Annotated in this window: 27 protein-coding genes; 12 read left to right on the top strand and 15 right to left on the bottom strand. The window is 54.6% G+C overall.

Annotation, left to right across the window (positions count from 1 at the left end):
- Positions 1–32 precede the first annotated feature (32 nt).
- The gene (locus VLV32_07280; GenBank protein ID HUL41690.1) at positions 33–3,257 is read right to left on the bottom strand and encodes a BTAD domain-containing putative transcriptional regulator; all 3,225 of its coding nucleotides are present in this window, start codon (positions 3,255–3,257) and stop codon (positions 33–35) included.
- 641 nt (positions 3,258–3,898) lie between these two features.
- On the opposite strand from VLV32_07280, the gene VLV32_07275 reads away from it, so the two are divergent.
- The 5 genes from VLV32_07275 to VLV32_07255 all read left to right on the top strand — a co-directional run bounded on the left by VLV32_07275 (position 3,899) and on the right by VLV32_07255 (position 8,795).
- Positions 3,899–4,846: a TRAP transporter TatT component family protein gene (locus tag VLV32_07275; GenBank protein HUL41689.1), complete on the top strand. Its 948-nt coding sequence runs from the start codon at positions 3,899–3,901 to the stop codon at positions 4,844–4,846.
- 14 nt (positions 4,847–4,860) lie between these two features.
- Entirely contained in the window at positions 4,861–5,892 is a 1,032-nt protein-coding gene (dctP, locus tag VLV32_07270) for a TRAP transporter substrate-binding protein DctP (protein ID HUL41688.1), read from the top strand.
- A complete protein-coding gene (locus tag VLV32_07265; protein HUL41687.1) occupies positions 5,889–7,739 on the top strand; it encodes a TRAP transporter large permease subunit in 1,851 nt (616 codons plus the stop codon). The genes dctP and VLV32_07265 overlap by 4 nt, the downstream gene beginning before the upstream one ends.
- Before the next feature lie 44 nt (positions 7,740–7,783).
- On the top strand, positions 7,784–8,371 hold the full coding sequence (locus tag VLV32_07260; protein HUL41686.1) for a phosphatase PAP2 family protein: 588 nt from the start codon (positions 7,784–7,786) through the stop codon (positions 8,369–8,371).
- Positions 8,372–8,558: 187 nt separating this feature from the next.
- Positions 8,559–8,795 (top strand): hypothetical protein, encoded by a 237-nt coding sequence (locus VLV32_07255; GenBank protein HUL41685.1) that lies wholly within the window; start codon positions 8,559–8,561, stop codon positions 8,793–8,795.
- Positions 8,796–8,995: 200 nt separating this feature from the next.
- Here the strand turns inward: VLV32_07255 and VLV32_07250 are convergent, their stop codons facing one another.
- Complete coding sequence (locus VLV32_07250) at positions 8,996–9,400, bottom strand: hypothetical protein (protein HUL41684.1); 405 nt, start codon at positions 9,398–9,400, stop codon at positions 8,996–8,998.
- 499 nt (positions 9,401–9,899) lie between these two features.
- Here VLV32_07250 and VLV32_07245 point away from each other — a divergent pair, with 499 nt between their 5' ends.
- The 3 genes from VLV32_07245 to VLV32_07235 all read left to right on the top strand — a co-directional run bounded on the left by VLV32_07245 (position 9,900) and on the right by VLV32_07235 (position 13,947).
- Positions 9,900–11,702 carry an ATPase, T2SS/T4P/T4SS family gene (locus VLV32_07245; GenBank protein HUL41683.1) on the top strand — a complete coding sequence of 601 codons (1,803 nt, stop codon included), beginning with the start codon at positions 9,900–9,902 and terminating at the stop codon, positions 11,700–11,702.
- A gap of 47 nt (positions 11,703–11,749) precedes the next feature.
- The gene (locus VLV32_07240) at positions 11,750–12,826 is read left to right on the top strand and encodes a PA0069 family radical SAM protein (GenBank protein HUL41682.1); all 1,077 of its coding nucleotides are present in this window, start codon (positions 11,750–11,752) and stop codon (positions 12,824–12,826) included.
- A 167-nt stretch (positions 12,827–12,993) separates the two neighbouring features.
- On the top strand, positions 12,994–13,947 hold the full coding sequence (locus tag VLV32_07235; protein HUL41681.1) for a hypothetical protein: 954 nt from the start codon (positions 12,994–12,996) through the stop codon (positions 13,945–13,947).
- 54 nt (positions 13,948–14,001) lie between these two features.
- Here the strand turns inward: VLV32_07235 and VLV32_07230 are convergent, their stop codons facing one another.
- The 3 genes from VLV32_07230 to VLV32_07220 form a co-directional block, all read right to left on the bottom strand.
- Positions 14,002–14,151, bottom strand: coding sequence for a hypothetical protein (locus VLV32_07230; GenBank protein HUL41680.1), 150 nt, complete (start codon positions 14,149–14,151; stop codon positions 14,002–14,004).
- Between the two features lie 112 nt (positions 14,152–14,263).
- Positions 14,264–15,619, bottom strand: a complete 1,356-nt coding sequence (locus VLV32_07225; protein HUL41679.1) for a glycosyltransferase — start codon at positions 15,617–15,619, stop codon at positions 14,264–14,266.
- Positions 15,616–16,671, bottom strand: a complete 1,056-nt coding sequence (locus VLV32_07220; protein ID HUL41678.1) for a HEAT repeat domain-containing protein — start codon at positions 16,669–16,671, stop codon at positions 15,616–15,618. Before VLV32_07220 ends, VLV32_07225 begins: the two co-directional genes overlap by 4 nt.
- Positions 16,672–16,949: 278 nt before the next feature.
- On the opposite strand from VLV32_07220, the gene VLV32_07215 reads away from it, so the two are divergent.
- Positions 16,950–17,441: a urate hydroxylase PuuD gene (locus VLV32_07215; protein ID HUL41677.1), complete on the top strand. Its 492-nt coding sequence runs from the start codon at positions 16,950–16,952 to the stop codon at positions 17,439–17,441.
- Positions 17,442–17,482: 41 nt separating this feature from the next.
- Here the strand turns inward: VLV32_07215 and VLV32_07210 are convergent, their stop codons facing one another.
- The 4 genes from VLV32_07210 to coaBC all read right to left on the bottom strand — a co-directional run bounded on the left by VLV32_07210 (position 17,483) and on the right by coaBC (position 20,156).
- Positions 17,483–17,917 (bottom strand): DUF192 domain-containing protein, encoded by a 435-nt coding sequence (locus VLV32_07210; protein HUL41676.1) that lies wholly within the window; start codon positions 17,915–17,917, stop codon positions 17,483–17,485.
- A gap of 42 nt (positions 17,918–17,959) precedes the next feature.
- Positions 17,960–18,343: a CbiX/SirB N-terminal domain-containing protein gene (locus VLV32_07205; protein HUL41675.1), complete on the bottom strand. Its 384-nt coding sequence runs from the start codon at positions 18,341–18,343 to the stop codon at positions 17,960–17,962.
- A 134-nt stretch (positions 18,344–18,477) separates the two neighbouring features.
- A complete protein-coding gene (dut, locus tag VLV32_07200) occupies positions 18,478–18,927 on the bottom strand; it encodes a dUTP diphosphatase (GenBank protein HUL41674.1) in 450 nt (149 codons plus the stop codon).
- Complete coding sequence (coaBC, locus tag VLV32_07195) at positions 18,924–20,156, bottom strand: bifunctional phosphopantothenoylcysteine decarboxylase/phosphopantothenate--cysteine ligase CoaBC (protein ID HUL41673.1); 1,233 nt, start codon at positions 20,154–20,156, stop codon at positions 18,924–18,926. The genes dut and coaBC overlap by 4 nt, the downstream gene beginning before the upstream one ends.
- 69 nt (positions 20,157–20,225) lie before the next feature.
- On the opposite strand from coaBC, the gene radC reads away from it, so the two are divergent.
- The 3 genes from radC to rpmG all read left to right on the top strand — a co-directional run bounded on the left by radC (position 20,226) and on the right by rpmG (position 21,371).
- Positions 20,226–20,900 (top strand): DNA repair protein RadC, encoded by a 675-nt coding sequence (radC, locus tag VLV32_07190; GenBank protein HUL41672.1) that lies wholly within the window; start codon positions 20,226–20,228, stop codon positions 20,898–20,900.
- A gap of 76 nt (positions 20,901–20,976) precedes the next feature.
- Positions 20,977–21,204, top strand: coding sequence for a 50S ribosomal protein L28 (gene rpmB, locus VLV32_07185; protein ID HUL41671.1), 228 nt, complete (start codon positions 20,977–20,979; stop codon positions 21,202–21,204).
- A gap of 11 nt (positions 21,205–21,215) precedes the next feature.
- Positions 21,216–21,371 (top strand): 50S ribosomal protein L33, encoded by a 156-nt coding sequence (rpmG, locus tag VLV32_07180; GenBank protein HUL41670.1) that lies wholly within the window; start codon positions 21,216–21,218, stop codon positions 21,369–21,371.
- A gap of 58 nt (positions 21,372–21,429) precedes the next feature.
- On the opposite strand, the gene VLV32_07175 is transcribed toward rpmG, so the two are convergent.
- The 6 genes from VLV32_07175 to VLV32_07150 form a co-directional block, all read right to left on the bottom strand.
- A complete protein-coding gene (locus VLV32_07175) occupies positions 21,430–22,626 on the bottom strand; it encodes a fatty acid desaturase (protein ID HUL41669.1) in 1,197 nt (398 codons plus the stop codon).
- 142 nt (positions 22,627–22,768) lie between these two features.
- Positions 22,769–22,948, bottom strand: coding sequence for a hypothetical protein (locus tag VLV32_07170; protein HUL41668.1), 180 nt, complete (start codon positions 22,946–22,948; stop codon positions 22,769–22,771).
- The gene (locus tag VLV32_07165) at positions 22,945–24,201 is read right to left on the bottom strand and encodes an RsmB/NOP family class I SAM-dependent RNA methyltransferase (GenBank protein ID HUL41667.1); all 1,257 of its coding nucleotides are present in this window, start codon (positions 24,199–24,201) and stop codon (positions 22,945–22,947) included. Before VLV32_07165 ends, VLV32_07170 begins: the two co-directional genes overlap by 4 nt.
- Positions 24,202–24,206: 5 nt before the next feature.
- On the bottom strand, positions 24,207–24,896 hold the full coding sequence (locus tag VLV32_07160; GenBank protein HUL41666.1) for a DUF3108 domain-containing protein: 690 nt from the start codon (positions 24,894–24,896) through the stop codon (positions 24,207–24,209).
- The gene (purN, locus tag VLV32_07155) at positions 24,893–25,531 is read right to left on the bottom strand and encodes a phosphoribosylglycinamide formyltransferase (protein HUL41665.1); all 639 of its coding nucleotides are present in this window, start codon (positions 25,529–25,531) and stop codon (positions 24,893–24,895) included. The genes VLV32_07160 and purN overlap by 4 nt, the downstream gene beginning before the upstream one ends.
- Positions 25,528–25,665 (bottom strand): hypothetical protein, encoded by a 138-nt coding sequence (locus tag VLV32_07150; GenBank protein HUL41664.1) that lies wholly within the window; start codon positions 25,663–25,665, stop codon positions 25,528–25,530. The genes purN and VLV32_07150 overlap by 4 nt, the downstream gene beginning before the upstream one ends.
- Positions 25,666–25,674: the final 9 nt, after the last annotated feature.

Genomic DNA, 25,674 nt, shown 5'->3' with positions numbered 1-25,674 from the left:
AGATTTTCTGAAAGGCTGCTGGCGGCCGCGAACTAATTCTGCTGCATCAGCTTTTCATACACCGCTTTGGTTTCAGACGATGGCTCAACGCCGTGAACCCCGTGCAGTGTTTTGCGGCAGCGGTTATAGGTTTCGAGCGCTTCGGCCCGGCGTCCCAGCTGTTCGTAACAAATCATAAGATTGCGGTAGAAACCTTCCGCCTGGTTGTCTGCTTCCAGGCTTCTTTGGTAACAACCAATTGCCTTGTCCCATTCTCCGGCCTGCTCCCAGTATCTTCCAATCTCACTCATTGATCGAATGAATTTGTTGCGCAGGCGCTCTCGCGTCGTAATATACCAGGGTTGTTCAGCTTCATTGCCCATGAAAGGCCCGGCGTAGAGAGTCAGCAGCTTTTGTTCGAGCCAGGCCACTTTGTCGCCGTCAATGCGTTGGTGCGGCGCTTTGAAAAGTTCGTCGATCGTGGTCTGCACTTCTTCCAGCGCCCAAGTATCCAGCCAGCAATACCGCTCGTCCAGTTTAACCCGGCCTTCGCGCAGCACCACTGCTTTATCCTCGCCCAGCAGCTTGCGTAACCTGTGCAATGTCGTAGTAAATGAACGATGCGCGGAGTCGCCGTCAATGCGCGGCCATAAAGCATCGGTGAAATGCTCCTCGGTTACTCCCTTTCCTCCGTGGGCGACAAGAACTTTTAAAAAGTCCATCGGACGGTGTTGCGCCTTGCCGGAAAGTTCAATCGGCGCATCATCTTTCAGCAGTTTGAACTGACCCAGGGTAAAAATCTTAAAACCCCACGGCCAATTATCGAGCTCGCTTGACTTGGTGTCGGGCGGCAGTTTTCGGGTGCGAATCAATTTCTTGACGTAATCCACTTCTATATTTTCTTCGAGCGCATAGCAGCACAGGCGTGACATCGCGGCCGGTTGCCACCAGAAGACATGCATGTAACCGTATTGCCGGCCCAAAGAAAGCGCATAGCGCAAGGCTTTAAAACCGGGCCGAGGCCTTCCGTGCTCAAGCGCCATCTGGGCGAAACTCAGCAGACCCATAAATTCCAGGTGATGATTCTTGATATTGCGAGTGAGATCATGAATTTGCTCAAGATGTATTGCGACCTTCGCTTTGTCGCCGCATTCCAGCAGTATCTGGCCCAATCCGATGCGGGAAATAACCTCAAAGTACGGCGCGCCGACCTCAATGGACATTTTCAGCGCCATCTTCTGGTGATGAAACGCGCGCACCGTATCCTGTTTGAGCATTGCTTCCCAGGCAGAACAATAATGATACAAACATAACCCGAAGCGTCCAACTCGCTCCGGATGCGCGTCCATTTGTTTTAAGAGTCGGGCAGCGGCGTCAAGATCGCCGGCTCCCAGCGCTCCCAGTGCGCCGTAGGCCAGCAAATGGTAACTCCAGACGCTAATTCCGTTGGCCTGCCCGATTTCCAGTCCTTCGCGCACGGTTTTAAGGCATTGTTTATGGTCCGCAGTCATCATGTAATACATCGCCTCGACGTTCTTCAACAAGATCAAAGAGAAGGGAGTTACCTGGGGGGATTGAGCCAGTTGTCTTATCGAACTTAAAAGCTCATCTGTTTTTTGGAAATGACCTACCCATACGATGCTGATGGCTACCAGTGATTCGATGTAAATGCGCTGGTTCGGGTCCTTCACATTGGGCGAAAGGTTGAGAGCGCGTTGCACCCAACTCTCAAGATCGGGGTGATGCGGCTGCCGCATAATCATCGACATAAACATGCTGCAGGTTACGCGGGCTTCAATCGAAGGCTCCGGAAATGCACCGTGGCCGCGTGAAAGCTCCTCGACCTTGGCGATCCAGCGATCCAGTAGTGCAAAGTCGTCCAGCTCGTACATGATTGAGTTCATGACCCCGGAGCAGGAAAGAAGCAGGCCTTTCAGATCCGGCTTGTCGCGAGATCTGAATAATTCGTAAGCCTGTTCGTAAAACAAACGACCTTCGCGCGGCGCCGAAGGGACATGGCAGGCACCCAGCCAGTACAGCATCCACGGGTTCTGTTGTAACGATTCTCTCGGTATGGATTCCAACCAATCTGCCAGCGTTTCTCCTCGTCCCTGGTTTAGCATTGAGACGGCATGTTGTTCAATAACGCGAGCCATTTGCTCCCAGTCGCGGCTATCGCGCAACAGAGAAACAGCGTCTTCGGTCTGACCGGCGTTTATCAGCAATTGCGCGGACAGGTGTTGTAATTCTTTGTAAGTGCTCTCAGCCAACGTCTCCCGCGCTCGCGACAGTAAAAACTCTTTAAGAAGCGGGTGATATTGATAGACCGGCTCAGGCTTGGCCTGCTTTAATGTCACGAAATAATTATTCCGGCTCAATTCGGCAAGAATTTGACCTGCCGAGCTTTCACCCGCCACATCTTGCGCCATGCGGGCCGTCATTTGTGGTAGAAACGCGGTTTTAATCAGTAGATCCTGTGTGCGTTTATCAGACTTTTGAAAGATTTCGCCCGCCAGATAATCAAATATCAGTTGCGGTGTAGCCAGGTCCGGCGTATCGGCTATTGCGCCATCGCTCGTTGCGCCCTCCAGCATTAGGATAAGGCCCGCAGCCCATCCTTGCGTCTTTTTATAGATGTCGAGCAGTGCTTGGTCCGAGAGTTGGCCGCCGCGTAACTTCACGAATGCATCGGATTCTTCTCGTGTTAAGCGCAATTCATTCCATCCTATTACCTCTATTGCGCGGTTCGCGCGCAGACGTGCCATTGCAGCGGGAGGATCACTACGGCTGATCAAAACAACGCACATTCCTGGGGGAATTTCGGACAAAGCGTCGCGCATGACCTCATGGAAGCCGGCTTGTGGCGGGACTTCGTGGTAACCGTCGAATACAACTACAAATGGCGCGCCCAACCGCTGAAAGAGTGCCTGAAAATACCGGCGCGTAAATATAGACGGGTCAGCTTGATATTCTCGGGTCAGCGCTGGCAGGGGATCGTTTTCGCCCTTCTCATACTGGGCGGCCGCTCGCGCCAAGTAATAAAAGAAGGTTGCAATGTCTGCATCACCCTCGTCGAGCTGGTACCACAGGCAGGGAAGCTTGTTAAAGTCGAGATAACTCGCGACCAGGGTGGTTTTCCCCGCGCCAGGTGGCCCTGTTACCCAGCATATCGAACCTTTTCGAGCTTGGTCTAATAAACGGAACAAGCGATCACGCGGCAGGATACCGGACAGGCTGGGCCGGGTCGTCTTGGCAAGTGAAACGGGGTTTCTGTCCATTTCTATTCTATCGACCGAGGTTAAAAGGGCCGCCGAACTCGACGCAAATTCGAACCCGCGAGTGTCACGCCAGTACACTTGCGCTCATGCCAATGAGCGGCATGCTTCTTTACGACATACCAGACAGTTAGTTCCACGGTTGCAGGCTATTTACGTCGTCGTCGTCGCGGCTGCATGGTTTTTTGCAATGCCGCAAACAAAATTAACGAGTTCCCCTTTTTCTGCCCCAAAGCGAACTCACTCCCCGTTTCCAGCCGGCGTGCTTGATTGCCGGCCTTGCACGCTTTAAGGCCATGATACTACTTGGCTGAACGTTCGGCGATATCTGTAGATCGAGGAACGGAACAGGTTCGTTAACCCATGAAATACAAGCGGTTAGTTTGTTGATGCGGAGGGCGTGAATTGCTCCTTTTGTAACTCATCTATTTTCGCTTTGTAAGTCGTTTGACGGTCAGGTGTAACTCATCTGTTTTCGCTTTGTAAGTCATTTGATAGTCACGTGTAACTCGTCTGTAGGTCAGCCCCGTCTAGGATTTGCCGCAAGTTGTTTCGTATTCGACCACGATCAATCGTATCTCGCCAGGACAACATGCAGCTTCGTCCTCAGATACCAAAACGGCGAACCAGATAAGGAGCAATTAATGAGAGACACACACACGAGTTGCATGGCTTGGCGGATTTATGAGTCGACCTTAATAAAAGCCGTCACGCTATTACTGTTCGCATTGTATATCACTGGCTGCTCGAGCCTTGTCACAAACAAGGTGGCGGATGCCGTGGCAAGCGGCGGAAATACTTACGCGTCGGACGATGACCCGGAGCTTATTCGTGCCGCTACGCCGTTTAGCCTCAAGCTAACAGAGAGCTTGCTCAGTCAAAGCCCGAGGCATCAGGGATTGCTGCTGGCTGCCGCCAGCGGGTTCACGCAATACACATACGCATTCGTCCAACAGGATGCGGATGTGATCGAAGACCAAGATGTCAGCGCTGCTGCAAAATTGCACAACCGTGCGCGGCGTCTTTATATCCGCGCCCGTGATTATGGCCTGCGTGGACTTGATGCCGCGCACCCCGGCCTTGCAATTGCGTTGCGGTCGAATCCAACCGCGGCCCTGCGCGTAACCTCGGTCGACGACGTTGCGCTACTTTATTGGACGGCAGTCTCGTGGGCCGCTGCCATCTCATTATCCAAGGATAACCCCGAACTCTTAGCCGACCTGCCCGCGGTCGACGCCCTTATTTACCGGGCGCTCGAACTCAACGAGAGCTTTAACGACGGGGCGATTCACGTTTTTCTAATTAGCTACGAAATGGGCCGGCCGGGAAGCGGTCGCGATACCGAAAGCCGCGCTGCCAAACACTTTGAACGCGCTTTGGAATTGACCCAAGGCCAACAAGTCGCACCGTACGTTGCGTTTGCTGAAGCGGTGTGCGTGGCCAATCAAAACCGCGCGGAGTTCCAGGTTCTGCTGCAACGTGCGCTTGCCGTCAACGCTGAGGCCGCGCCGCAATGGAGACTTGCAAACGTCGTGATGCAACGCCGGGCGCGCTGGCTGCTGCAGCGTACGGACCAACTATTTTCTCAATAAGAAAGGAGATCAATATGTGGACGAAAATTTTGAAAATTTTGCCGATGGCCTTGCTCTTGTGCTTAAACCCGGCGCTGAGTGGTAATTCCGCGGCGCAAGAACCGGTCAAGATCAAACTCGGCACGCTGGCGCCCCGAGGCTCCGTGTATCACCAGGCGCTTCTGGAGATGGGCGAGAGCTGGTCGCAAGTTGAAGGAAACGGCGCCGCATTTACCGTATATCCCGACGGCACCCAGGGTGGGGAAGCCGACGTGGTGCGCCGCATGCGCATCGGCCAATTAAATGCGGGACTGTTGTCCATGGTCGGCCTGTCCGAAATCGATAGCTCCGTTGCAGGCCTGCAAAAAATTCCGCTTATGTTTCGCTCTTGGGACGAGTTCGGGTTTGTGTTGGACAAAATGCGCCCCGAACTTGAAAAACGGATTTTCGACAAGGGCTTCGTAGTGCTTTTCTGGGTCGAATGCGGATGGATCAAGATGTTTTCGCGGGAAGCGGCGGTGCGGCCGGACGACTTTAAGCGAATGAATATTTTTGTCTGGTTTGGCGATGAAAACCAAGTCGAGCTGATGAAGAACCTTGGCTATAAACCTATTGCACTTGAGACGGCAGACATTTTGCCTGCATTGCAAACAGGAATGATCGATGTCGTGCCACTTCCATCCGTGTATACCCTTACATACCAGTTTTATAGCTCCTTGCCGAACATGCTGGAAATGAATTGGGTGCCGCTTATTGGTGCTGCGGTGGTAACGCGCAAGGCATGGGACGAGATGTCCCCAGCCGGCCGAGATGCGCTAATGAAAGCTTCCGTAAAAGCCGGGGCGGAGATCCGCGCGCAAGCTCTGCAGGAGGACCAACAGGCAGTCGAAGTGATGAAGAAACGGGGTTTGATGGTTCACGCCCTTACTCCCCAAGCCGATGCCGAATGGCATCAACTTGCAGCCAAGGCATACCCGATGATTCGCGGCAAAACAGTGCCGGCAAAAATGTTTGATGAAGTGAACAGCTTGGTTCAGGAATACCGCCAGAAGGAGGTAAAAAAATGAGCACTTGCTCGAAAGCCCTGCCTGACAAAATCGCTGGTTTCGGCAGCATGCCTTGGCGTCAATGGCTAACTAGCGGCGAAAACTTCGCGGTGGCATTGGGGCTATTTGCAATGGTTGTATTTCCGCTCGCGGAAGTGCCGTTACGTGCCGCATTTCGGCATGGGATAGCGGGGTCTGCCGTGATCACCCAGCACCTTACGCTGATTGTCGGAATGCTGGGTGCCATGGCGGCAGCGCGCGACCGTCGCCTCTTTGCCGTGTCCACATTGCCACAATTATTGCAGGGGTGGATGCGCAGGTTGGCATTGCTTGCAAGCAACTTTTATGCGGCGATCATTTCGGCGTTTCTGTGCTACGCGAGTTGTCAGTTCGTTCTGGCAGAAAAACAGGGGAGCGAAGTCCTGGCCTACGGGATTCCCACATGGATGGTAGAGCTCACTTTGCCGGCTGGTTTTGCTGTAATCACTTTCCGCTTACTAGAAAACGCTCGTCAGTGCGGAATAGGCTGGCGCGAGATCGTCCTGCTATGCGCGGCAACCATCGGTTTTGCAGTATTGTTTCCGCTGAACCCACAGCACATGGCTGTTCCAGCGCTATGTGGACTTCTCGCGGCCGCTGTGCTTGGCGCGCCTGTTTTCGCGGCCATCGGTGGAGCGGCGTTGATTCTGTTCTGGGCAAAAGGGGTTCCGATTGCTTCGATTCCTCTCGACCAATATCGCTTGGTCGTGAACCCCTCACTGCCTGTAATCCCGCTTTTTACTCTTGCGGGCTATCTGCTCGCAGAAGGCGGAGCTTCGCGGCGCTTGGTGCGGGTGCTGACCAGCTTGACGGGCCATATGCGTGGCGGCCCGGCAATTGCCACGGCTCTCGTGTGTGCTTTTTTTACAGCGATGACTGGCGCTTCCGGAGTAACGATACTGGCTCTCGGCGGACTGCTGATGCCGATGCTGTTGAGCGCACGTTACCCTGAGAAAAGTGCGTTAGGTCTGCTGACCGGGGCGGGTTCGCTGGGCCTATTGTTTGCGCCTTGCCTGCCGCTCTTGCTTTACGCGGTTATCGCACACATCCCTATTCAACATATGTTTCTTGGCGGACTCATGCCGGGAATATTACTTACGGTCGCAACCGCTTGGTGGGGGACCCGTCAGGAGATACCAGGCATTACGCGGAAAAATTTTTCGTTCGATGAAGCCCGCCGCGCGATTGCCGGCGCCAAATGGGAACTGCTGCTGCCGGTTATCGCGTGCGGGGCCTTGTTCAGCGGCTATGCCACGCCGGTCGAGGCGTCAGCAGTTACGGCACTTTATGCCTTTATTGTCGAAGTCGTCGTTTACCGCGATCTGAAAATCAAGCGTGATATTCCGCGGGTGATGGCTGAATGCGGAATAGTAGTCGGCGGTGTTCTTCTGGTAATGGGTCTTGCCTTGGGATTGACCAATTATTTGGTCGACGCGCAGCTGCCGGCACGAGTCACGGCATGGGTTACCGCGACGATTCGTTCGCCATGGGTTTTTCTGTTAGCGCTGAATGCATTCCTGCTTGTCTTAGGATCCCTGATGGAAGTGTTTTCCGCGATTATCGTGTTAGTTCCATTGCTTGCTCCGCTTGGCAGGGCGTACGGAATTGATCCGGTCCATCTCGGAATTATATTTCTCGCCAACCTCGAGCTTGGCTACCTGACGCCTCCCATGGGAATGAATCTGTTCTTGGCGTCATACCGATTTCGCAAGCCATTTCCCGAGGTTTGCCGCTCCATCGTACCTATGTTCTTAGTGTTGTTGGTTGGCGTGGTGCTAATCACTTACGTGCCTTGGCTTACGACAGCATTGATAGGACGCGTTGGCTGAATTTCACGAAGTGTTCATCGAGCTAATACAGTAAGGAGGAAAATATGAAAACTGCTGATTATCTGGTTAATCTTGTCTTAAGCTCAGTGTTGATCGTTGGGGCGTACCAGTTTTACTTCTGGTGCCAGCGCAAAGCCAGAGCGCCACGGGTTTTGCATCTATTGGTCGACGATTTCATACCTTATTGGCCGAGCTGGGTCTGGATCTACAGCTTTCTGTATTACCCGGCCATTCTCTGCGTGAATTTGATAACGGACTCGCCGGACCAGTTTAACCACGTGGCGTTGAGCTACCTGGTACTGCTGGCGTTGCAAATGGCCTTTTTTCTGCTGTTCCCCGTTTGTACCCCGGAAACCTGGCGAAAGTGGAATACGCGGAGCAACCTTTCCGAGCGTTTCCTTGCCTTCGTGCAGCGTTTCGACGCCCGTTCCAACAGCTTTCCCAGCATGCACACTTCGGTGGCCATGCTTACCGCGCTTTATTTGCAACCACATTTTGGCATTTTGGCTTTCGCGTTTCCGGTCCTTATTGGCTTAAGCTGCTTGTTTACCAAGCAACATTACGTCATTGATATTCCGGCGGGAGCGGCTCTGGGTTGGTTCACGCATGGATTCTTCCTGCATCTGCTTTGACGCCGCAGCGTCATCATGGACCGGCAACGCGATTCCGCCGCGCGATGATCCGCATTCTATTGGGCGCACGCCAACTGTTGCTTGTAGGCGATCTGTAAGCAATCTGTAACCTAGTTATAAGCTCTGCGCCGTCACACTGTCGCTGCATAACTTCTCAAATAGCTAGATTGCAAAAGGAGGACGCGCCATGAAATACAACCGTTTTAATTGCAGCATCGAAGCCGATTCCGGATTGTGCCCAACGAGCGGTTCGGAGGCCAATGAATTCGATATGGATTTAACCAACGAGGCGGAGCCGGACAGGCACGCGGCCCTTTGCGACGACGACTCGCAGTTAACCGGGCTTGACGAAAGCATCGCGGAGATATGGCTTGATATTCCAGGGTGGGCGAAATACTTCAAAGAGCTGAACGAAATGCAATGAACGGAACCTTGCGTATTAATTTTACGGATGAGTCGGCGTGGCGATCGTTATCAGGTGCCAGCTGCGGCTTTTTTTGTCAGGCTAACAATATGGCGGCCTGAGACCCGCATCACAGAATAGGAAGCCAATTTTATTCCTGCCGGACGCAAGAATTTGGTGTTGAGCCTCGCCCGTTATTATTTGATGAGTTATAACTTCAGTTAAGTCGCTGTTTCGCCGCCGGGGCAAAAGGTCAAAGAGACCTGATTCCAATGATCAGCACTGCGTCGCCAGCCGATGAATTCCGCGACGGCAGCGTGTTTTTCGCGTATTTTCGCCATTTGCCGATCATAGCGACTAATCTGAAATATGGCGTGATCCCATAGATACATGCCGGGGAATACCAGAATGACGTTGAGCGCCAGCAGCGGATACAAGAATGACGCCGCTTCGCTAATCGTGTGGTACGCAGAGGTCGCCACAAGCATACTAAGAACAGACAACGGCAGTGCGAAAACAGCAGTTCCCGTCCGCAGCATGGAAAGCGAGGTTCGCTTTTCCGACAATATGACTTGGACTTCGTTGTATACGGTATTGTTGCTGATTTTAGTGTCCGGCGCTGACATGGTTTCGTATTACCCATCGTGACGGACGAAGTTCGAGATATATTCTCCGCGTTTGATCATTTTACCTGCCTTGAGTAATCCATTCTCGCGCTTCGTACATCGCCGCCGCTTTTGCAACCGATTGACCACGATCGCATCGAATTGCGGGGGCTAAATGGGTCAGCGGCGTAAACAGCGGTCGGGTCGTTTTTATCCAGAGCAGCGGGCGTTGCCTCGTGTCCTCACGCGGACACTTGATCTTCGTCGGCCAAGGTGGGGCAGAACGCCGTTTGGCCGCATGCGCGAATTGTTCACAATTCGTTCCTTACAATAGCGAATCAATCAAGACCAAAAGTTTTCCGCGCGTCGACAAACATCGCGAATTCATGCCCGAGCATCTCTTGTGTATTCTATTTGCGGCGGCCTGATATTCGGCGCTTGTAGCCATTTCTCAGGAAATGGGCTAAAAACCCGTTGTATGGACCTGAAAAACAAGTTTATACTTTAGGCCAATCCCTTTATGCATAGCGCGACCCAGATAAAACATCGAGCCGCCGACCATCGGCTTTCGCTCGAGCAAGTGCTGCACGGCTTGGTCGCCGACGGACTTGTGTCCAAAGAGGCTGCGGATACGCTGAAGAATAATCACCATGGCGTCCGCTCGGGTGTTCATCCACTGGTCGTCATTGCCGAACAGAAATGGAAAAGCGCGCGGCAGCCGCATAAACCTCTGCACCTCGAGGCGCTCACCGAGTGGCTCGCACAGAAAGCCAACCTCCCGTATTACCGCATTGATCCTATGAAGATCGACTTTGACAAGGTGACAAACGTCATGTCGAGCGCCTATGCATCGCGTACTGCGATTTTGCCGGTTGCAGTGAGTGACAAGGAAGTGGTGATTGCTACCGCGGAGCCTTATGCCACCCAATGGACGCGGGATCTTTCCATGATGCTGCACCAGAAAATCAAACTGGTGTTGGCCAATCCGCAGGAAATCAATCGTTATCTCGTCGAGATTTACAGTCTGGCGCGCTCCGTCAAAACAGCGGCGAAAACGCGCGACGAGCGCATTCCGGGACTTAACAATTTCGAGCAATTGGTGGAGCTCGGCAGAAGCGGCAAACTGGACGCCAATGACCAGCAAGTGGTGCAGATCGTGGACTGGCTTTGGCAATACGCTTTCGAGCAGCGGGCGAGTGACATTCACTTGGAACCACGGCGCGACATTTGCATCGTGCGCTTCCGCATCGACGGAGTGCTGCACCAGGTGTATCAGTTTCCGGCGGTGGTGGTGAGCGCGGTTACCAGCCGCATCAAGGTTCTGGCGCGGATGGATATCGTCGAAAAACGCCGGCCGCAGGACGGGCGCATCAAGACCCGCACACCCGACGACGGGGAAGTCGAGCTGCGGATTTCCACCATGCCCACTGCATTTGGCGAGAAAGTGGTGATGCGGATTTTTAATCCGGACGTGCTGGTGAACGATTTCAAGGCACTGGGATTCAGCGAGGAGGACATGTCGCGCTGGAATGACTTTGTCGGCAAGCCCTACGGCATTATTCTGGTGACCGGGCCCACCGGCTCCGGCAAGACGACAACCTTATATTCAACCCTGAAAATGCTCGCCAAACCGGATGTCAATGTCTGCACTATCGAGGATCCCATCGAAATGGTGGAGCCCCAGTTCAATCAAATGCAGGTGCAGCACAGTATCGGGCTGGATTTTGCCGCCGGAGTGCGAACTCTGATGCGACAGGACCCGGACATCATTATGGTCGGGGAAATTCGGGATCTGGAAACCGCGGAAATAGCAATCCAGGCTGCGCTCACGGGACATTTGGTGCTTTCCACGCTGCACACCAACGACGCGCCCTCGGCGGTTACCCGTTTGCTGGACATCGGCGTGCCGCCGTATTTGATTCATTCCACTGTGCTTGGTGTGCTGGCGCAACGCCTGGTGCGTGCCTTGTGCCCGCACTGCAAAGAACCCGGCACGCTGGATGAGGCAGCCTGGGCCCGCTTGGTCGCTCCCTGGAAGGCCGCCAGACCGCCTATGGTGTATACGAGCAAGGGCTGCCTCGAATGCCGCATGACCGGTTATATGGGCCGCGTGGGCATTTTCGAAATACTTACCATGACACAGACCCTGAGTAAATTGATCACCAACGATTGCGACGTCGCGTTGCTGCGCGAGCAGGCGTACAAGGACGGAATGAAGCCGCTGCGCATTAGCGGTGCGATGAAAATCGCCGCAGGCCTCACCACCGTCGATGAGGTGCTGAAAGCGACGCCACAGGCGCAAATGATTTCCACCCGAAGTTAAGTCAAACGTCTCTGTTTGGTTGACGAATTGACGCGTAGGAGCTGACCGTGGTGCACCGCGTATTTGATGCTCCCAAAGGCCGTGGTGCGACGATTAATCCGCAAGGGCGCTTTGAGCGCCAGATGCGGGAAAGCATTGCCGATGGCTGGGATACGCCGCCCGACGAAGAGCTGCCCAAACTCGATACCACCGTTACCGAAGAAATCGCCAAGAGCATCATCGCCCGCAACGATTCGCCCGACGTCGGCTTCAATCAATCTATCAATCCTTACCGGGGCTGCGAGCACGGTTGCGTTTACTGTTATGCGCGTCCGACGCACGCGTATCTCAATCTTTCTCCCGGGCTGGATTTCGAAACCAAGTTGTTTGCCAAAGTGAACGCCGCGCAGCTGCTGCGAGCAGAATTGGGCCATCCCAACTATCGCTGTGAAGTGATTGCATTAGGAGCGAATACCGACCCGTACCAGCCGATCGAGCGCGAACTGCGTATCACGCGGCAGGTCCTGGAAGTGCTGGCCGAATGCGATCACCCCTTGGGAATTGCCACCAAGTCCTCAATGGTTGAGCGCGATCTGGATCTGCTCACACCTATGGCGCAGCGCCGGCTGGCGAGCGTGCATGTATCCATTACTACACTTGACCATGAACTTGCTCGCCGCCTTGAACCGCGCGCGACAGCGCCGCAACGCCGCCTGCAAACAATAAAGAAGCTGAGCGACGCCGATGTCCCGTGCGGCGTGCTGGTTGCACCGGTAATCCCGTTTCTCACTGATTCAACCGTGGAACAAGTGCTGGAGGCGGCGCGGGAAGCCGGAGCCACGATGGCCGGCTATGTGCTGCTGCGGCTACCTTATGAAGTCAAGGATCTGTTCAAGGCCTGGCTCGAACAATATTACCCGCTGAAGGCCAGCCATGTTATGAGCCGGGTGAGGCAAATGCGCGGCGGCAAGGAATATGACTCGGAATTCGGCCGCCGCATGCGCGGCGAAGGGGAATTTGCCGATCTACTGGCGCAGCGCTTCAAGCTGGCGTGTCAGCGTTTGGGATTCAACTCCAACCGCAAAGCGCTCGATACTTCGCGCTTCCGTCCGCCGCAGCGAGATAGCCGGATGAATTTGTTTTAATTCAGGTGGTAGCGCGCGAGGCGGCTGCTCTTGATCAGTGGGTAGCCATACTGTCCTAGGTTATCGCTCCTTAAACCACGATTCGCGGTCAGACCATGCTCGCCTTACGCTTTCCGTCCGTCTTGAAGTACTTGGCGTCTTAAACTAGTTATGATAAAAAAACATCTATGAAAAAGAGCTCGGAAGTTTTTCTGTATGTGAGCGACGATCTCGGCGCCTACGGTTTTCCTGATGAGCATCCATTCGGTCCCGACCGGCAAGCCGCGTTCTGGCGCGAAGCGCAGAAACACGGTCTGGACAAGAAGGCGGTAATCAATTTATCCAGGCCTGCGACTCGAGAAGAAATCGAACGTTTTCATACCCCGGAGCACGTAGAACGCGTCATTGCGCTGTCCAGAGCAGGTCACGGATTTATCGATCAGGGCGACACGCCCGCGTTTCCCGGAGTATACGAAGCGGCGGCGCACGTAGTGGGCGCCGCGCTTGACGGTATGACACGCATCATGAAAGGCGAGTGCAAACGTACCTTTCAACCAATAGGCGGGCTGCATCATGCGCGCCGTGAAGGGGCGGCGGGTTTCTGCGTGTTCAACGATTTGGGCGTGGTAACTGAAACACTGCGCTCCGAATATGGCATCAAGCGCGTGGGCTACGTGGACATCGATGTACATCATGGCGACGGCATGTTTTATCCATTCGAAAGTGACCCAGTCGTAATATTCGCGGACATCCACGAAGACGGGCGGTTTCTTTATCCCGGCACCGGATTTGCTGATGAAACGGGCAAAGGCGAGGGGCACGGTATGAAGCTCAACGTGCCGATGATGCCGGGAGCCGGCGACTCGGAATTTCTTAAAGTCTGGCCGAAAGTGGAAAGTTTACTGCGTGACAAGGCGCCGCAGGTTATTTTGTTTCAGTGTGGCGCGGATTCCATCGCAGGCGACCCGCTTGCGCATCTGCATTACTCGCCGGCAACACATACCCATGCGGCTAAGCGCCTGTGTCTGCTCGCCGACGAATTATGCGAAGGGAGAATCATGGGATTCGGGGGCGGCGGATACGACCGCTATAACCTCGCTCAGGCCTGGAGCTCAGTGCTCGCTGCATTTCTGGCGCACTAGCGGACTGAAATAAAAACCCCGCCGCAGCGGGGTCTTAAATTCTTAGGTTCGTTATTAGGCGGGTACCGGTTCTTCCTGGGTTTGCGGTTTTTTGCCGGAATCTTTTTCGGGTGCGGGCTTTCCCTCCTGCTTCTTCAGGTCTTCAGCCTGCTTTTTGCTTTTCCTGATTTTTTCCTGAATGTAAATTTCATATTCGTAACACATGGCGAATCTCCTTATGCGTTGACGAGGGCTTCACGCCGGGGGCAGTTATTGCCGTGCAGGAACAGCCTACGCCTTGCATAAAGAAAATTCAACAGGTTCTTCTTGCCAGCGCCTAGCGATGGAAGATCCAGCGCAACAAACCGATAAAGCGCCACAACGAGACCCGCTGACGGTAACCGAAGTTTTCAAGTAGAACGGCGATCAGCAATTTTGCGAGCTGCGTGGTTCTGGGATAGATGTGAAACGACAGCTCCTCAAGCAGCAGCGCGGTAACCGAGAGCATCATGCCGAAGCCGATAGCTATCAACAAAAACACCGAAAAGACCTGCCAAGAAATCAATCCCGACGCAAATCCTAAAATCATGAAAACGTAGCCCATAGTCTCAAACATCGGGCCCAGCCATTCAAAAATCGTAACGTAAGGAAATGCGAGCCATGACACGGCGCCGCCTTTGCGGTTAAACAGCAGCTGCATGTTTACGGTGAGGCTTTGCGCCAGCCTGTGCTGCCAGACGATACGTTTGGCCTTAAGGGCTCCTGCGCTTTCCGGCGCCTTGGTCCAAAAAATCGGATCAGGAACAAAAGTAATGCGATACGGGACGCCCCGCAAACGGAGCATATGATGCAAGCGCACAATGAGTTCCATGTCTTCACCCGGCGTGCTGGTGAGATAGCCTCCGGCTTCGATGACCGTGTCCTTGCGGAACACGCCAAATGCCCCGGATACGATAAGCACCGCGTTGAGTTCCGACCAGCCCATGGCGCCGAACAGAAAGGTGCGCAAGCTTTCCACAATCTGCATCAAAGCCAGGCCGCTTTTCGGCAGCGCAGCCGCGGTGAGAAAACCGTTTCGCATTTCACAGTCGTTGGCAATTCTAACTGCGCCGCCTGAAGCCACTGTTAGCGGATTTTCGAGAAACGGCCGTACCGCGCGGCGCAGGCTGTCGCTTTGCAGGATCGAGTCGGCGCTGACCGCGCAAAACAGCGGGTAGCGTGCAGCATTTATACCTGCGTTCAGTGTGTCTGCCTTGCCGCCGTGTTCCTTTTCTATCACCCGCAAATTGGGATGGTTCGAGGAACGGTAGATCGTCCGAACACCCTTGCCTTTGATACGCTGCCAGTAAGCTTCTGGAAAAAGAACAAGCGAAAATTCCCGTTGCAAGGCCGCGAGCGTGTTGTCATCCGAGCCGTCATTTACAACGATAATCTCGAATTCCGGATAGTCGAGCTGCAACAGCGAACGTACCAAATCGACGATCCGCGCTGCTTCATTGAATGCGGGAATGAGAATGCTGATCGGCGGCTCATAACCGGCATGGGCGGGCAGATCGGCCAGCCCTTGCGCCTCCATGTAGTTCTTGAGGGCGCGTAAGGAAAGCAGGTTTAACAATATGTAGCCGATGTTCATGGCGATAAAGTACAGCAGAAAAAACCATTGAAGTCCGTTGAGCCAGATTGTCCAGTTCATGAGGCCTGCTTTTCCGCGATGACTTGCGTGAGAATGTCTTTGGCGAAGCGGTCGTTGACCCGATCGCGAATCTGCCGCACTTCGTCCAGCGTGACCTGCGGAAGACTGGCCAGCCCCTGCGCCGCTCGGTAACGTACCCACCACACCGGATCGCTCAGGGGCGCGATGAGTGCATCGAGATCCTCCTTTGATCCGATTCGGCCTAAAGCGCTTGCCGCCTGCACCCGTACGAACCAGCTGGGATGACGCAGGTAGGCGAGTGCGAGCCCGACGTCCTCCGGATCAGTCAGTGTCTGCAAGCAGGAGGAAATTACGCGGTCATCGGCGGCGGACTGCAGAATGCGTCGGATCGCGGGAAGCGCCTGCTCGCTGTGCGCGACGTTGAGCAGCCGAACCAGGCGCGGAAAATCCTCGGGCGCCGCAGATTCGACCGCTAGAGTCAACGGCCCGGTGACTGCGTCCGCTCCGGCTTCGCTGATCATGCTTGCGATTTTGTTGAGCGGCCAGTCGTGGCGCCGGGTAAAAAGCGGGAGCAGCTCTGTCAGAGCCGTCTTTGCGTCGATTTGCATCAGCGCGCGCGCCGCCGCCAGCGACAACAGCGGGTGCGGGTCATCGGCCATGCGTTTGAGCCTTGCCCATGCATTTTTCTCCTGCAAGTGGCCCAAGGCGGTGACTGCGATAAGGCGCGCGCGCATGCTGTTTTGAGAAAGCAGTTGCTGCGCCGCGTGACTTACGCCGCACGCCCAGGCAAGCTGGTTAAGCTTGTGCTTGGATTCCCCGCTTAGCGATTCCTGCGTGTTGTTCCACAAGCGCAGGAAGGCGTCCCAGTCCGATCTTGCGATTGGCGGCAATGACTGCGGCAACACGGCCATGCTTTGTGCAAACAGCGGTTGCCATAGCGCGGCCAATCGCTGTTCTCGGCGCCGGCGCAGGATGAGTTGTACGCGCAGCATGACGGTTTGTACCAACAGCAGCATGGTAATGCCGACTACGGCAACGCCGACCCACAGCAACAGTTTCAAATGCGGGACAGAAAAAGCGGCCAAGCTCAACCCACACTCCCTTCGGAATATATTGTTTGTTCAGCCAATTACCTGCGCGTTAGCCGCGCAAAGCCATAAGTGTAACTGAAACTGATATTCTTTTTCCTCGGTCATTGCTCGGCAAAGCCGGTTTGTTATAGACTGTGGCTCTGCATCACCCCGCTTGTTTATCGAGGAGCGACTCAAATGAAAAATCCACTGGATTCGCTGTGGGGCACGATAATTAGCGGCCTCATACTGACCCTGATTCTATATAACATCGTCAATCATTTCTTGGGAGGCTAGTCATGGAGTACGTACCGGCATTTGCCCGCTGGCTGCATTTCATGGCGGGCGTTATGTGGATCGGCCTGCTGTACTACTTTAATTTCGTGCAGGTCGATGCGTTAAAAGCCGCCCAGGCGGACGGCACTGCGGCAGGCATCACCAAGCACGTCGTTCCCCGGGCGCTGCTGTATTTCCGCTGGAGCGCGCTTATTACATGGCTTGCGGGAGCGGCGCTCCTGGGAGGCAATTTTTTCAAGGCCTTTGGACTGCAGGGCGTATATTCGGTAATTGGCGTCGGGGCCTGGCTCGGCACCATTATGCTTTTCAACGTGTGGGTACTTATTTGGCCGAATCAGAAGAAGATTCTTGGAATCGTGCAAGCCACGGATGAGGAAAAAAGTAGAGCGCGGCGCGTGGCTTTCTTGGCTTCGCGCACCAACACCATGCTTTCTATCCCACTGCTGTTTTTCATGGGGGCCGGCGGACACATCGCGATTTTCTTCGGGGCGTAGCTGATCCGTCATAACACAAGCCCGCCGCCCGGCGGGCTTGTTCATTGCCCCATCGGGGCTCGCGACAGGCCTTTGACTTTCGCACCGGGCTTGATTCCCAGTTTGCTGAACCATCCCCCCGGCATTTCCAGCGCAAACTTTGCGGGCGCGTCGGCGTAGTGGGGCTCTTCGCTGAACGGGGTCATATCGGTGATATTGATGATGACGCCGTGTTTGTCAAGAAAGGCGGTGCTGAGCGGCACGGACGTGTTTTTCATCCACATAGCGTGCAAACCCGGCTCGGGAAAAATAAACAGCATGCCGTGGTTACCAGGCAAATGTTTTCGGTACATTAATCCCTGTTGTCGCGCCTGCGGCGTGCTGGCTACCTCGGCAATCAAGGAATTAGCGCCAATTTGCAGGGGCAGACGCGAGTCGGCCGCCTGAACCGCATGGAAAGACAGTGCGGCGAAGACAATAGCAACTATTTTTTTCATGTCGGTTTTCCTTTAAGCCGGCCCTGCTCGGTTGCGAGCTGCCTAACAGCCGTGCTGACTGCATATCCAATCCGTGATTGCGGCGAGAATCGTCTGTGCTTCACCAACGGGCGCGGAAACCCGGAAAGTAACGGTTGGATAGTGCTGGCGGACTTCGGCGAGCTTGCGCGGCAGGTCTTGCTTCAGGTGTCCGCCCTGTGCCATAAACAACGGAATCACGCTGATGTTTTTGATGCTGCGCGCCACGAGACTTGCGACGGCTTGGTCCAGCGTGGGCCGCATCAATTCCAGAAAAGCCAGTTCCACAGAAACACCAGGCTTTTTATCGCGCACCATGCTCTGTATTTTTCGAAATGGCGCTGCCCAGTGCTCATCGCGCGCGCCGTGCGCGAACAGCACTATCGCCGACTCAGGATTTGTCTGCATGACCGCGGCACTCCAGAATACAGCTATTTCGCGTCAAAACAAGACGCGAGGCCGATTGGGGAAAAGCGTATGGAATAAGCATGTGAGCTTCGCAAATGCCGAGCCGTGAAACATGGAGCAAAAGAGGTAAGTTTTCAGTTCTTGCCGGTGCTGCCAAAGCCGCCCGATCCGCGCGGGCTTTCTGCAAAATCGCTGACGATATTGAACCCTACCTGCATTACCGGGAGCACTACCAGTTGCGCAATGCGCTCCAGCGGATTTAGCACAAAATTTTGCTGCCCGCGGTTCCACACCGAGACAAAAATCTGCCCCTGGTAATCCGAGTCTATCAATCCCACTAGATTGCCGAGCACTATGCCGTGCTTGTGGCCGAGTCCCGAGCGCGGCAGGATGATTGCGGCAAGTCTCGGGTCGTCCAAATGGATGGCGATGCCGGAGGGAACCAGCTCCGCTTGTCCGGGCTTAAGGTTAATGGGTGCTTCAATGCAGGCGCGCAGGTCGAGACCGGCGGAACCGGGGGTTGCGTAGTGAGGAAGCTGGTCTTTGATGCGCGGGTCGAGGATTTTGACATCAATTTTTTTCATTTGCCCGCTTGGTTACTCGTGAACGGTGTGACCGTGCGGGACTTGGCGTAAAGCTTGGCAATGTGGCGGATCAGCTGCCGCGCAAGTGTGATTTTCGGTGCGCGCGGCAGCGGATGGCTCCCGCTGTCGTCGAACAACACCAGTTCACTTACATCTTTACCCAAGGCCTCATGCACCAAATTCGCGGCGAGCAGCGGGATTTTTTTATCCCGGCGTTTCTGCTCGGCGTGTTGTTGGAGTTTTTCGCATTCCGCGGCAAAGCCAACACAAAAAGGGCCGTCGTGAAGGCTTGCGACGTATTCGAGAATGTCCGGATTGGGCGCGAGTTGCAAATTCAGAGTTTGTCCGGTTTTCTTGATCTTTTGTTTGCTGGGATTGACTACATGGTAGTCTGCCACTGCTGCCACGCCGATAAAAATGTCAGCCCCACCGACTTCGCGCTTAACTGCAGCAAACATTTCCTGCGCGCCAGTCACGGAGATAAACTTGGCAGCCGGAGGAGGCGCGAGGCTTACCATTCCGCTTACCAAAATTACCTCCGCGCCGGCTTCCAGCGCGGCGCGCGCTGTTGCATAACCCATCTTGCCGGAACTTAGGTTAGTAATGCCGCGCACAGCGTCAATCGCCTCAAAGGTGGGACCCGCGGTAACCAACACGCGTTTGCCCTGCAGCAATCTCGGCTGAAAATGGGCTTGGATATCATCAAGCAGCGCTTCGGGCTCGAGCATACGACCCATTCCCGTTTCGCCGCAGGCCTGTTCGCCGCTTTCGGGACCGAGCATCGTTGCGCCGTCGCGTTCCAGCTGAGCAATATTGCGCTGGGTTGCTGGGTTTTCCCACATCTGCCGGTTCATTGCGGGTGCGACTAGCAAAGCACATTCACGGGCCAGGCACAGTGTGGAGAGCAAATCATCGGCGCGCCCCTGCACCAGTTTAGCGATAAAGTCGGCGCTCGCTGGCGCAACCAGTACGACGTCGACTTCGCGGCTCAATTCAATATGCGCCATGTTATTGGTGATGCGCGTATCCCACAAGTCGGTATAGACCGGATTGCCTGAGAGCGCCTGGAATGTGGCTGCCCCGACAAAGCGGCACGCCGCTTCGGTCATTACCACCTGCACATCAATGCCTGCCTGCACCAAAAGGCGCGTCAATTCCGCCGCCTTGTAAGCGGCAATCCCGCCAGTTATGCCAAGCAGCAGACGCTTATTTCGATTCATATCAATCATCGCAGTCCGTTGCCAAGTCGTAGAGTGTAATATATTGATGGTGATTAAGAAACCACTTAACAAAAGCCCATGGGAATACGCGACTGGCCTGAAGGTGAGCGTCCGAGAGAAAAGTTGCTAAGCCGCGGTGCGCAAAGCCTCTCGGACGCCGAGCTGCTGGCGATATTACTGCGCACGGGCGTGGCAGGAAAAAGCGCGGTGGACCTGGCGCGCGGATTAATCAAACGTTTTGGCAGCCTTACGCAGCTTTTAACTGCCTCACAAAAGAAACTTTGCGAGGCGCCCGGCCTAGGACCGGCGAAATACGCGCAACTGCACGCGGTGCTGGAAATGGCACGGCGCGCGCTGGATGAGAAAATCAAGGCAGGGGATGCGCTCAACTCTCCCAAAGCAGTACGCGACTACCTGCGCCTCATGCTTTCCGGGCGCGAATATGAAGTGTTTGCCGGCATTTTTCTCGATGCGCAAAACCGCGTCGTTGCAGTGGACGAATTATTCCGGGGTACGCTGAGCCAGACCAGTGTTTTTCCTAGGGAAGTGGTGAAGCGCGCGCTACGGCATAATGCAGCGGGGGTGATTTTTGCGCATAACCATCCCTCCGGCCTGGCGGAGCCGAGTAGCGCAGACGAAGCGCTTACCGCGGCGCTCCGGAAGTCGCTGGCACTGGTTGATGTCAAAGTGCTCGATCACTTTATTGTCGGCAGCGACAGCGTCATGTCTTTTGCGGAGCGCGGGCTGCTTTGAGTTGAGAATACTTTTTCTTGAGGATTGGCCATGAAGTGGGTAAAATGCGCATTCTTTCGATTCGAGGAAAAGCACCATGGCCCGAGTGTGCGAAATAACGGGGAAAACGCCTTTGCTCGGGAATCGCGTTTCCCACGCTAACAACAAAACCCGGCGTCGTTTTCTACCTAACTTGCAGTACCGCAAGTTCTGGCTGGAAAATGAAAAGCGCTGGGTGCGCCTGCGCGTGACCAACGCAGCGCTTCGCACTATTGACCGGAAAGGCATCGAGGCGGTGCTCGCAGATTTGAGCGGGAAGAAATAGGGAGCAGCGGCATGCGGGAGAAAATAAAACTTGAATCATCTGCCGGCACCGGTCATTTTTACACTACGACTAAGAACAAACGCAGCCAAACCGAAAAAATGGAAATCAAGAAATTCGACCCGGTGGCGCGCAAGCACGTAATCTACAAGGAAGTTAAGCTTAAATAAGGGTGCATCGGGAAACAAAAAACCCGCCGAGCGGCGGGTTTTTTGTTTTTCTGATGCTCTAGGCATATCGCCGAAGCTTGCGCGAGAATTCCTGCAGCGATGCGATTCCGCTCTCCTCGGCCCGGTGGCACCAGTCTTCGAGTTGCCGTACCAGTTGTTCTTTGGAAGCGGTTGAGCGTTGCCAAAGAGAAGTGAGTTCCTGGCGCATGGAGTAAATGGTTTCCAACACTCTGCTTCTGCTCAGGACTTCATCAAGTTTCGCGCGTTCCTGGGCCTTTAAGTGTTTGGTATCCAGGTGCAGCCAGCGCTTTTTGATGTTCTTCAGGGTTTGCCTGTCGAATTGTGCGGCCCGCGCTTTTATCTCGCGGAGTTCCTCGGCGCAGGTTTGTTTCACCGATTTGGCAAACTTCGCGAGCACATCGTAGCGGTGGGTGATGACCGCCTGCAGGGTTTCCAGATCACACTGCGCTTTGTTTAAATTAAAGCGGATCTTCGGGGCAAGTTTTTTCACTTGGGCAAAGCCCAGGAACTCCAGGATGCGGATATACATCCATCCGAGATCAAATTCAAACCATTTGTTGGAAAGCCTGGCGGAAGAAGCATACGCATGATGGTTGTTATGCAGTTCCTCACCGCCAATTAGAATGCCCCAGGGAACGATATTCTTGCTGGCATCGGCGCAAGCAAAACTCCGGTATCCCCAGTAATGTCCCACGCCGTTGATTACGCCCGCCGCGAAAAACGGAATCCATATCATTTGCACGGCCCAGATGGTAAGGCCGATGAACCCGAATAAAACGAAGTCAATTACCGCCATTATGCCAATACCGAGTGAATTGTGTGGGTGGTACAGATTTTTCTCGAGCCAGTCGTCTGGAGTGCCGTAGCCGTATTTTTCCAACGTCTCGCGGTTATAGGATTCCTTCTTATACAGCTCAGTGCCTTCCCACAAAACCTTGCGCAGGCCATATATTTGCGGGCTGTGCGGATCGTCCTCGGTTTCGACCTTGGCATGGTGCTTGCGGTGAATTGCTGCCCATTCCTTGGTTCTCATCCCGGTAGTGAGCCATAACCAGAAGCGGAAAAAATGGCTCGGAATTGGATGTAGTTCGAGACCGCGGTGCGATTGATGGCGATGCAGAAATATGGTGACCGAAGCGATGGTGATGTGAGTCAGGACCAAAGCGACAACAATATAACCCCACCACGGCAGGTCGATCAGTCCGGTCAGAAAATGCTCATAAAAATAGGACATTAGATATATACCTTCTTGAGTTCACGGTTATTCTACCTGCTATTATCCATGAAGCAAAGCGATTTTCCCGTTCATTTTCTGCCTAAAGTCCTTCGCGACGCATGGGACGCTTAATGCCTGCACCGGCGTTTGCTGGCGTGCCCTATTGATCGCGCGGATTATCGTCGTGTACATGGCTTGTTCCGGGGCCAACGGCAACTTCCAGTCCCGGCCGCAGGAACCGTCCTGCCGTGCGAAAAAACAAGCTTGCACGGGCCAGCGCGCCAAATGCGTCGAGCATGCGGATACGGGGAATAAAGAAACATTTCCGCGCGTTATTCATTCGATTTTTTGCATGACCGCAGCAAAAAAGCCATCCGTTTGGTGACTGTGCGGCAGCAGGCGCAAAAATGCGCCGGTATCAAGCGCAATGCTCTCCTGTGCCAGAATTCCCCCGCAATCGAGTTGTCTGAACTGCGGCTGCTGTTTCAGGAAACTATCCACGATTTCTTCGTTTTCGTCGGGCAAAATGCTGCATGTGGCATAGACGAGCCGTCCCCCCGGCTTCAGAAGTCCCGCGGCACTTTCAAGAATCAGCGCCTGTTTTTGTTTTAGCTCGGCAATCCCTTGCGAAGACTGCCGCCACTTTAGGTCGGGATTGCGGCGCAGCGTTCCCAGCCCGCTGCACGGAGCATCCACCAGCACCCGATCTATTTTCCCTGCAAGCCGTTTGATCTTGACATCGTTTTCACGCGCGATGCGCTGTGGAAAGATATTGCTCAGGCCGGAACGCTTCAGTCTTGGTTTGAGATTGAGAAGCCGCTTGTCCGAAACATCAAATGCGTAGACGCGGCCGTGACTTTGCATCAGGGCAGCGAGCAACAGCGCCTTCCCGCCCGAACCCGCGCAGAAATCCACGATCATTTCATTGCGCTTCGGAGCCGCCAGATAACAAACCAGCTGGCTGCCTTCATCCTGGACTTCGACTTTGCCGGAAAGAAACAGCGCGTGTCGGTTAAGCGAAATTTTGTTCTTCAGCCGGATTCCCACCGGCGAAAAAGGAGTCGGTCGCGCGCTGACTCCCTCGGACTCGAGGCTGTATAGCACTTCTTCGCGGCTGGCGCGGACAGTGTTTACGCGCAAGTCGAGTGGCGCCGCGTTTTGCATGCCGCGGCCCAGCGCAAGTATTTCTGCGTCCGGCATGAGTCGTTGAAGCTTTTCAATCAGCCAATCGGGTAAATCCGCCTGAATTCCGAGCGGTAGGTCGTCGATGGATTGCGCTTTTATTTGTGTAAGCCATTTTATGTCATCCCGGCCCAACAACGCCTTCACATCGTGCAAGTTGAGGCCGGCAAGCTTCACGAGGTAGGCAAGCGCCAAACGGCGCGGCGCGGCGTTGCCCGCGAGAAATTCGATCAGTCGTTTATGACGCAGCATGCCGAACAGCGTATCGGCGATAAAGGCCCGGTCGCGGACGCCGAGTTCGTGATGATCGCGAAAGTGGCGGCTGAGCAAATGATCAGCCGGCTCGCTCAAAGACGCAGTCGCTCGCCAGGCGGCAACCGCCATATCGAGGCGTGCGGCGGTAAGTGACATTGAATTTAGTGATAACTGATTTGCGTCGCGACCTGTTCGTAGCGGCTACCGTCCTTGTCGGTGAAAACGATGCGCACCGGCAAAAAATAATGATCAATGGCAAGCCAGAGATCGGCGCCGCGGTCGGTCTTTTGTTCGCGTTGTTTGGTCCAGTGAATGGTCTGCATGTTACCCATTGGGGTGCTCAGATTTTCCCTGCCGACCATCAGGTAGCGGTATTCCTTGAGACTCTTGCCATCGGTCATGGAGAACTGAAAATCCTTGCCTTGCGGCTGGTGGACGGTGAAGTTGTAGGCAATGCATAGCCTGTCGTAGGCTACGCTCGGCAGCGTCTCGCTACGCTCCTTGCCTCCGCCGTCGTAAGTGATCAATTTATTTTTCCAATCGAATTTGGCGACCAAAGGTTCGTCCGCGCCGCGCCGATCAAAGAATTGCTGCGGGCGCAAGCCTTGTGACGCAATCGTGCCGCGCGATTCGCGCCGAATGTTGGCTTTGGGGAAAAGCGCGACGATTCCCGTCGGATGGGTCTGGCTTACAATGGAGTAGCTGTTCCCGTCGATTTCCAGAACTTCGGTGCCGGTGCCGAGGTTGAAGGCGCCCCTATTTACATCGAATACGATGGTGATATGCTGCGGCATCTGAGCCGCCGCGACGTTGACGTACAGACAGCAAAGGAAGATAAGCGAATACCTCATTCATCCACTCTTGGTGACGACAGGGCACGGTGCGAAGCTTCAGCTCCAACAACGCGCACGCAGTGCTTTTCGATGACCAGCCGCTCCTCCGCAAACCAGCGGATGGCCTGCGGGTAAATCCGGTGTTCCTGCTGCAGCACCCGTGCCGCCAGCGTGTCCACGCTGTCGGCGGCAAGCACCGGCACCGCAGCCTGGATGATGATCGGACCATGGTCGAGCTTGGACGTGACGAAGTGGGCGGTGCAGCCGTGTATTTTTACCCCGGCGCGCAACGCATTGGAATGCGTGTCGAGCCCGGGGAAGGCGGGGAGCAACGACGGGTGAATATTGATGATGCGGTTAGCGAAGCGCTCCACAAACGCATTGCCGAGAATAAGCATGAATCCGGCGAGCGCGACTAAATCCGGCTTGAATACCTCGATGCGCGAAGCAAGCGCGGCATCGAACGCATCACGGCTGGCAAACTGCTTGTGGTCAAGAATCCGTGTTTCTATGTTGTGCGCTTTCGCAATTGATAACCCTTTGGCATGGGAATTATTGCTGAACACGGCGGCTACTTTGACGGGAAGCCGCGCCTTTAGTATCGCTTCAAGATTGCTGCCGCGCCCGGATATAAGAACGACGATGGACTTCATGAGACAATAGTCTGCGGCTCGCCTTTGGTGCGTTCCTTAATCTCGCCAACACGCCACACCTGCTCTCCGGCATCTCGCAAAAACGTTTGCGCCCGTTGAGCGTGCTTCGCGCTTACCACCACGATCATGCCTATTCCGCAGTT

Source organism: Burkholderiales bacterium, assembly GCA_035518095.1.
GTDB lineage: Bacteria > Pseudomonadota > Gammaproteobacteria > Burkholderiales > JAHFRG01 > JAHFRG01.
This window is presented reverse-complemented; position numbering and strand designations above follow the sequence as displayed.

Bases quoted from the DNA above. Each gene is read 5' to 3' on its own strand.
- rpmB (HUL41671.1), top strand. From the start codon at position 20,977: ATGGCCCGAGTGTGCGAAATAACGGGGAAAACGCCTTTGCTCGGGAAT.
- VLV32_07175 (HUL41669.1), bottom strand. From the start codon at position 22,626: ATGTCCTATTTTTATGAGCATTTTCTGACCGGACTGATCGACCTGCCG.
- dut (HUL41674.1), bottom strand. From the start codon at position 18,927: ATGAAAAAAATTGATGTCAAAATCCTCGACCCGCGCATCAAAGACCAG.
- VLV32_07245 (HUL41683.1), top strand. From the start codon at position 9,900: ATGCATAGCGCGACCCAGATAAAACATCGAGCCGCCGACCATCGGCTT.
- VLV32_07225 (HUL41679.1), bottom strand. From the start codon at position 15,619: ATGAACTGGACAATCTGGCTCAACGGACTTCAATGGTTTTTTCTGCTG.
- VLV32_07260 (HUL41686.1), top strand. From the start codon at position 7,784: ATGAAAACTGCTGATTATCTGGTTAATCTTGTCTTAAGCTCAGTGTTG.
- VLV32_07205 (HUL41675.1), bottom strand. From the start codon at position 18,343: ATGCAGACAAATCCTGAGTCGGCGATAGTGCTGTTCGCGCACGGCGCG.
- purN (HUL41665.1), bottom strand. From the start codon at position 25,531: ATGAAGTCCATCGTCGTTCTTATATCCGGGCGCGGCAGCAATCTTGAA.
- VLV32_07280 (HUL41690.1), bottom strand. From the start codon at position 3,257: ATGGACAGAAACCCCGTTTCACTTGCCAAGACGACCCGGCCCAGCCTG.
- VLV32_07255 (HUL41685.1), top strand. From the start codon at position 8,559: ATGAAATACAACCGTTTTAATTGCAGCATCGAAGCCGATTCCGGATTG.
- VLV32_07165 (HUL41667.1), bottom strand. From the start codon at position 24,201: ATGTCACTTACCGCCGCACGCCTCGATATGGCGGTTGCCGCCTGGCGA.
- rpmG (HUL41670.1), top strand. From the start codon at position 21,216: ATGCGGGAGAAAATAAAACTTGAATCATCTGCCGGCACCGGTCATTTT.
- VLV32_07265 (HUL41687.1), top strand. From the start codon at position 5,889: ATGAGCACTTGCTCGAAAGCCCTGCCTGACAAAATCGCTGGTTTCGGC.
- VLV32_07235 (HUL41681.1), top strand. From the start codon at position 12,994: ATGAAAAAGAGCTCGGAAGTTTTTCTGTATGTGAGCGACGATCTCGGC.
- VLV32_07215 (HUL41677.1), top strand. From the start codon at position 16,950: ATGGAGTACGTACCGGCATTTGCCCGCTGGCTGCATTTCATGGCGGGC.
- VLV32_07170 (HUL41668.1), bottom strand. From the start codon at position 22,948: ATGAATAACGCGCGGAAATGTTTCTTTATTCCCCGTATCCGCATGCTC.
- VLV32_07275 (HUL41689.1), top strand. From the start codon at position 3,899: ATGAGAGACACACACACGAGTTGCATGGCTTGGCGGATTTATGAGTCG.
- VLV32_07230 (HUL41680.1), bottom strand. From the start codon at position 14,151: ATGTGTTACGAATATGAAATTTACATTCAGGAAAAAATCAGGAAAAGC.
- coaBC (HUL41673.1), bottom strand. From the start codon at position 20,156: ATGATTGATATGAATCGAAATAAGCGTCTGCTGCTTGGCATAACTGGC.
- VLV32_07160 (HUL41666.1), bottom strand. From the start codon at position 24,896: ATGAGGTATTCGCTTATCTTCCTTTGCTGTCTGTACGTCAACGTCGCG.
- VLV32_07210 (HUL41676.1), bottom strand. From the start codon at position 17,917: ATGAAAAAAATAGTTGCTATTGTCTTCGCCGCACTGTCTTTCCATGCG.
- VLV32_07250 (HUL41684.1), bottom strand. From the start codon at position 9,400: ATGTCAGCGCCGGACACTAAAATCAGCAACAATACCGTATACAACGAA.
- dctP (HUL41688.1), top strand. From the start codon at position 4,861: ATGTGGACGAAAATTTTGAAAATTTTGCCGATGGCCTTGCTCTTGTGC.
- radC (HUL41672.1), top strand. From the start codon at position 20,226: ATGGGAATACGCGACTGGCCTGAAGGTGAGCGTCCGAGAGAAAAGTTG.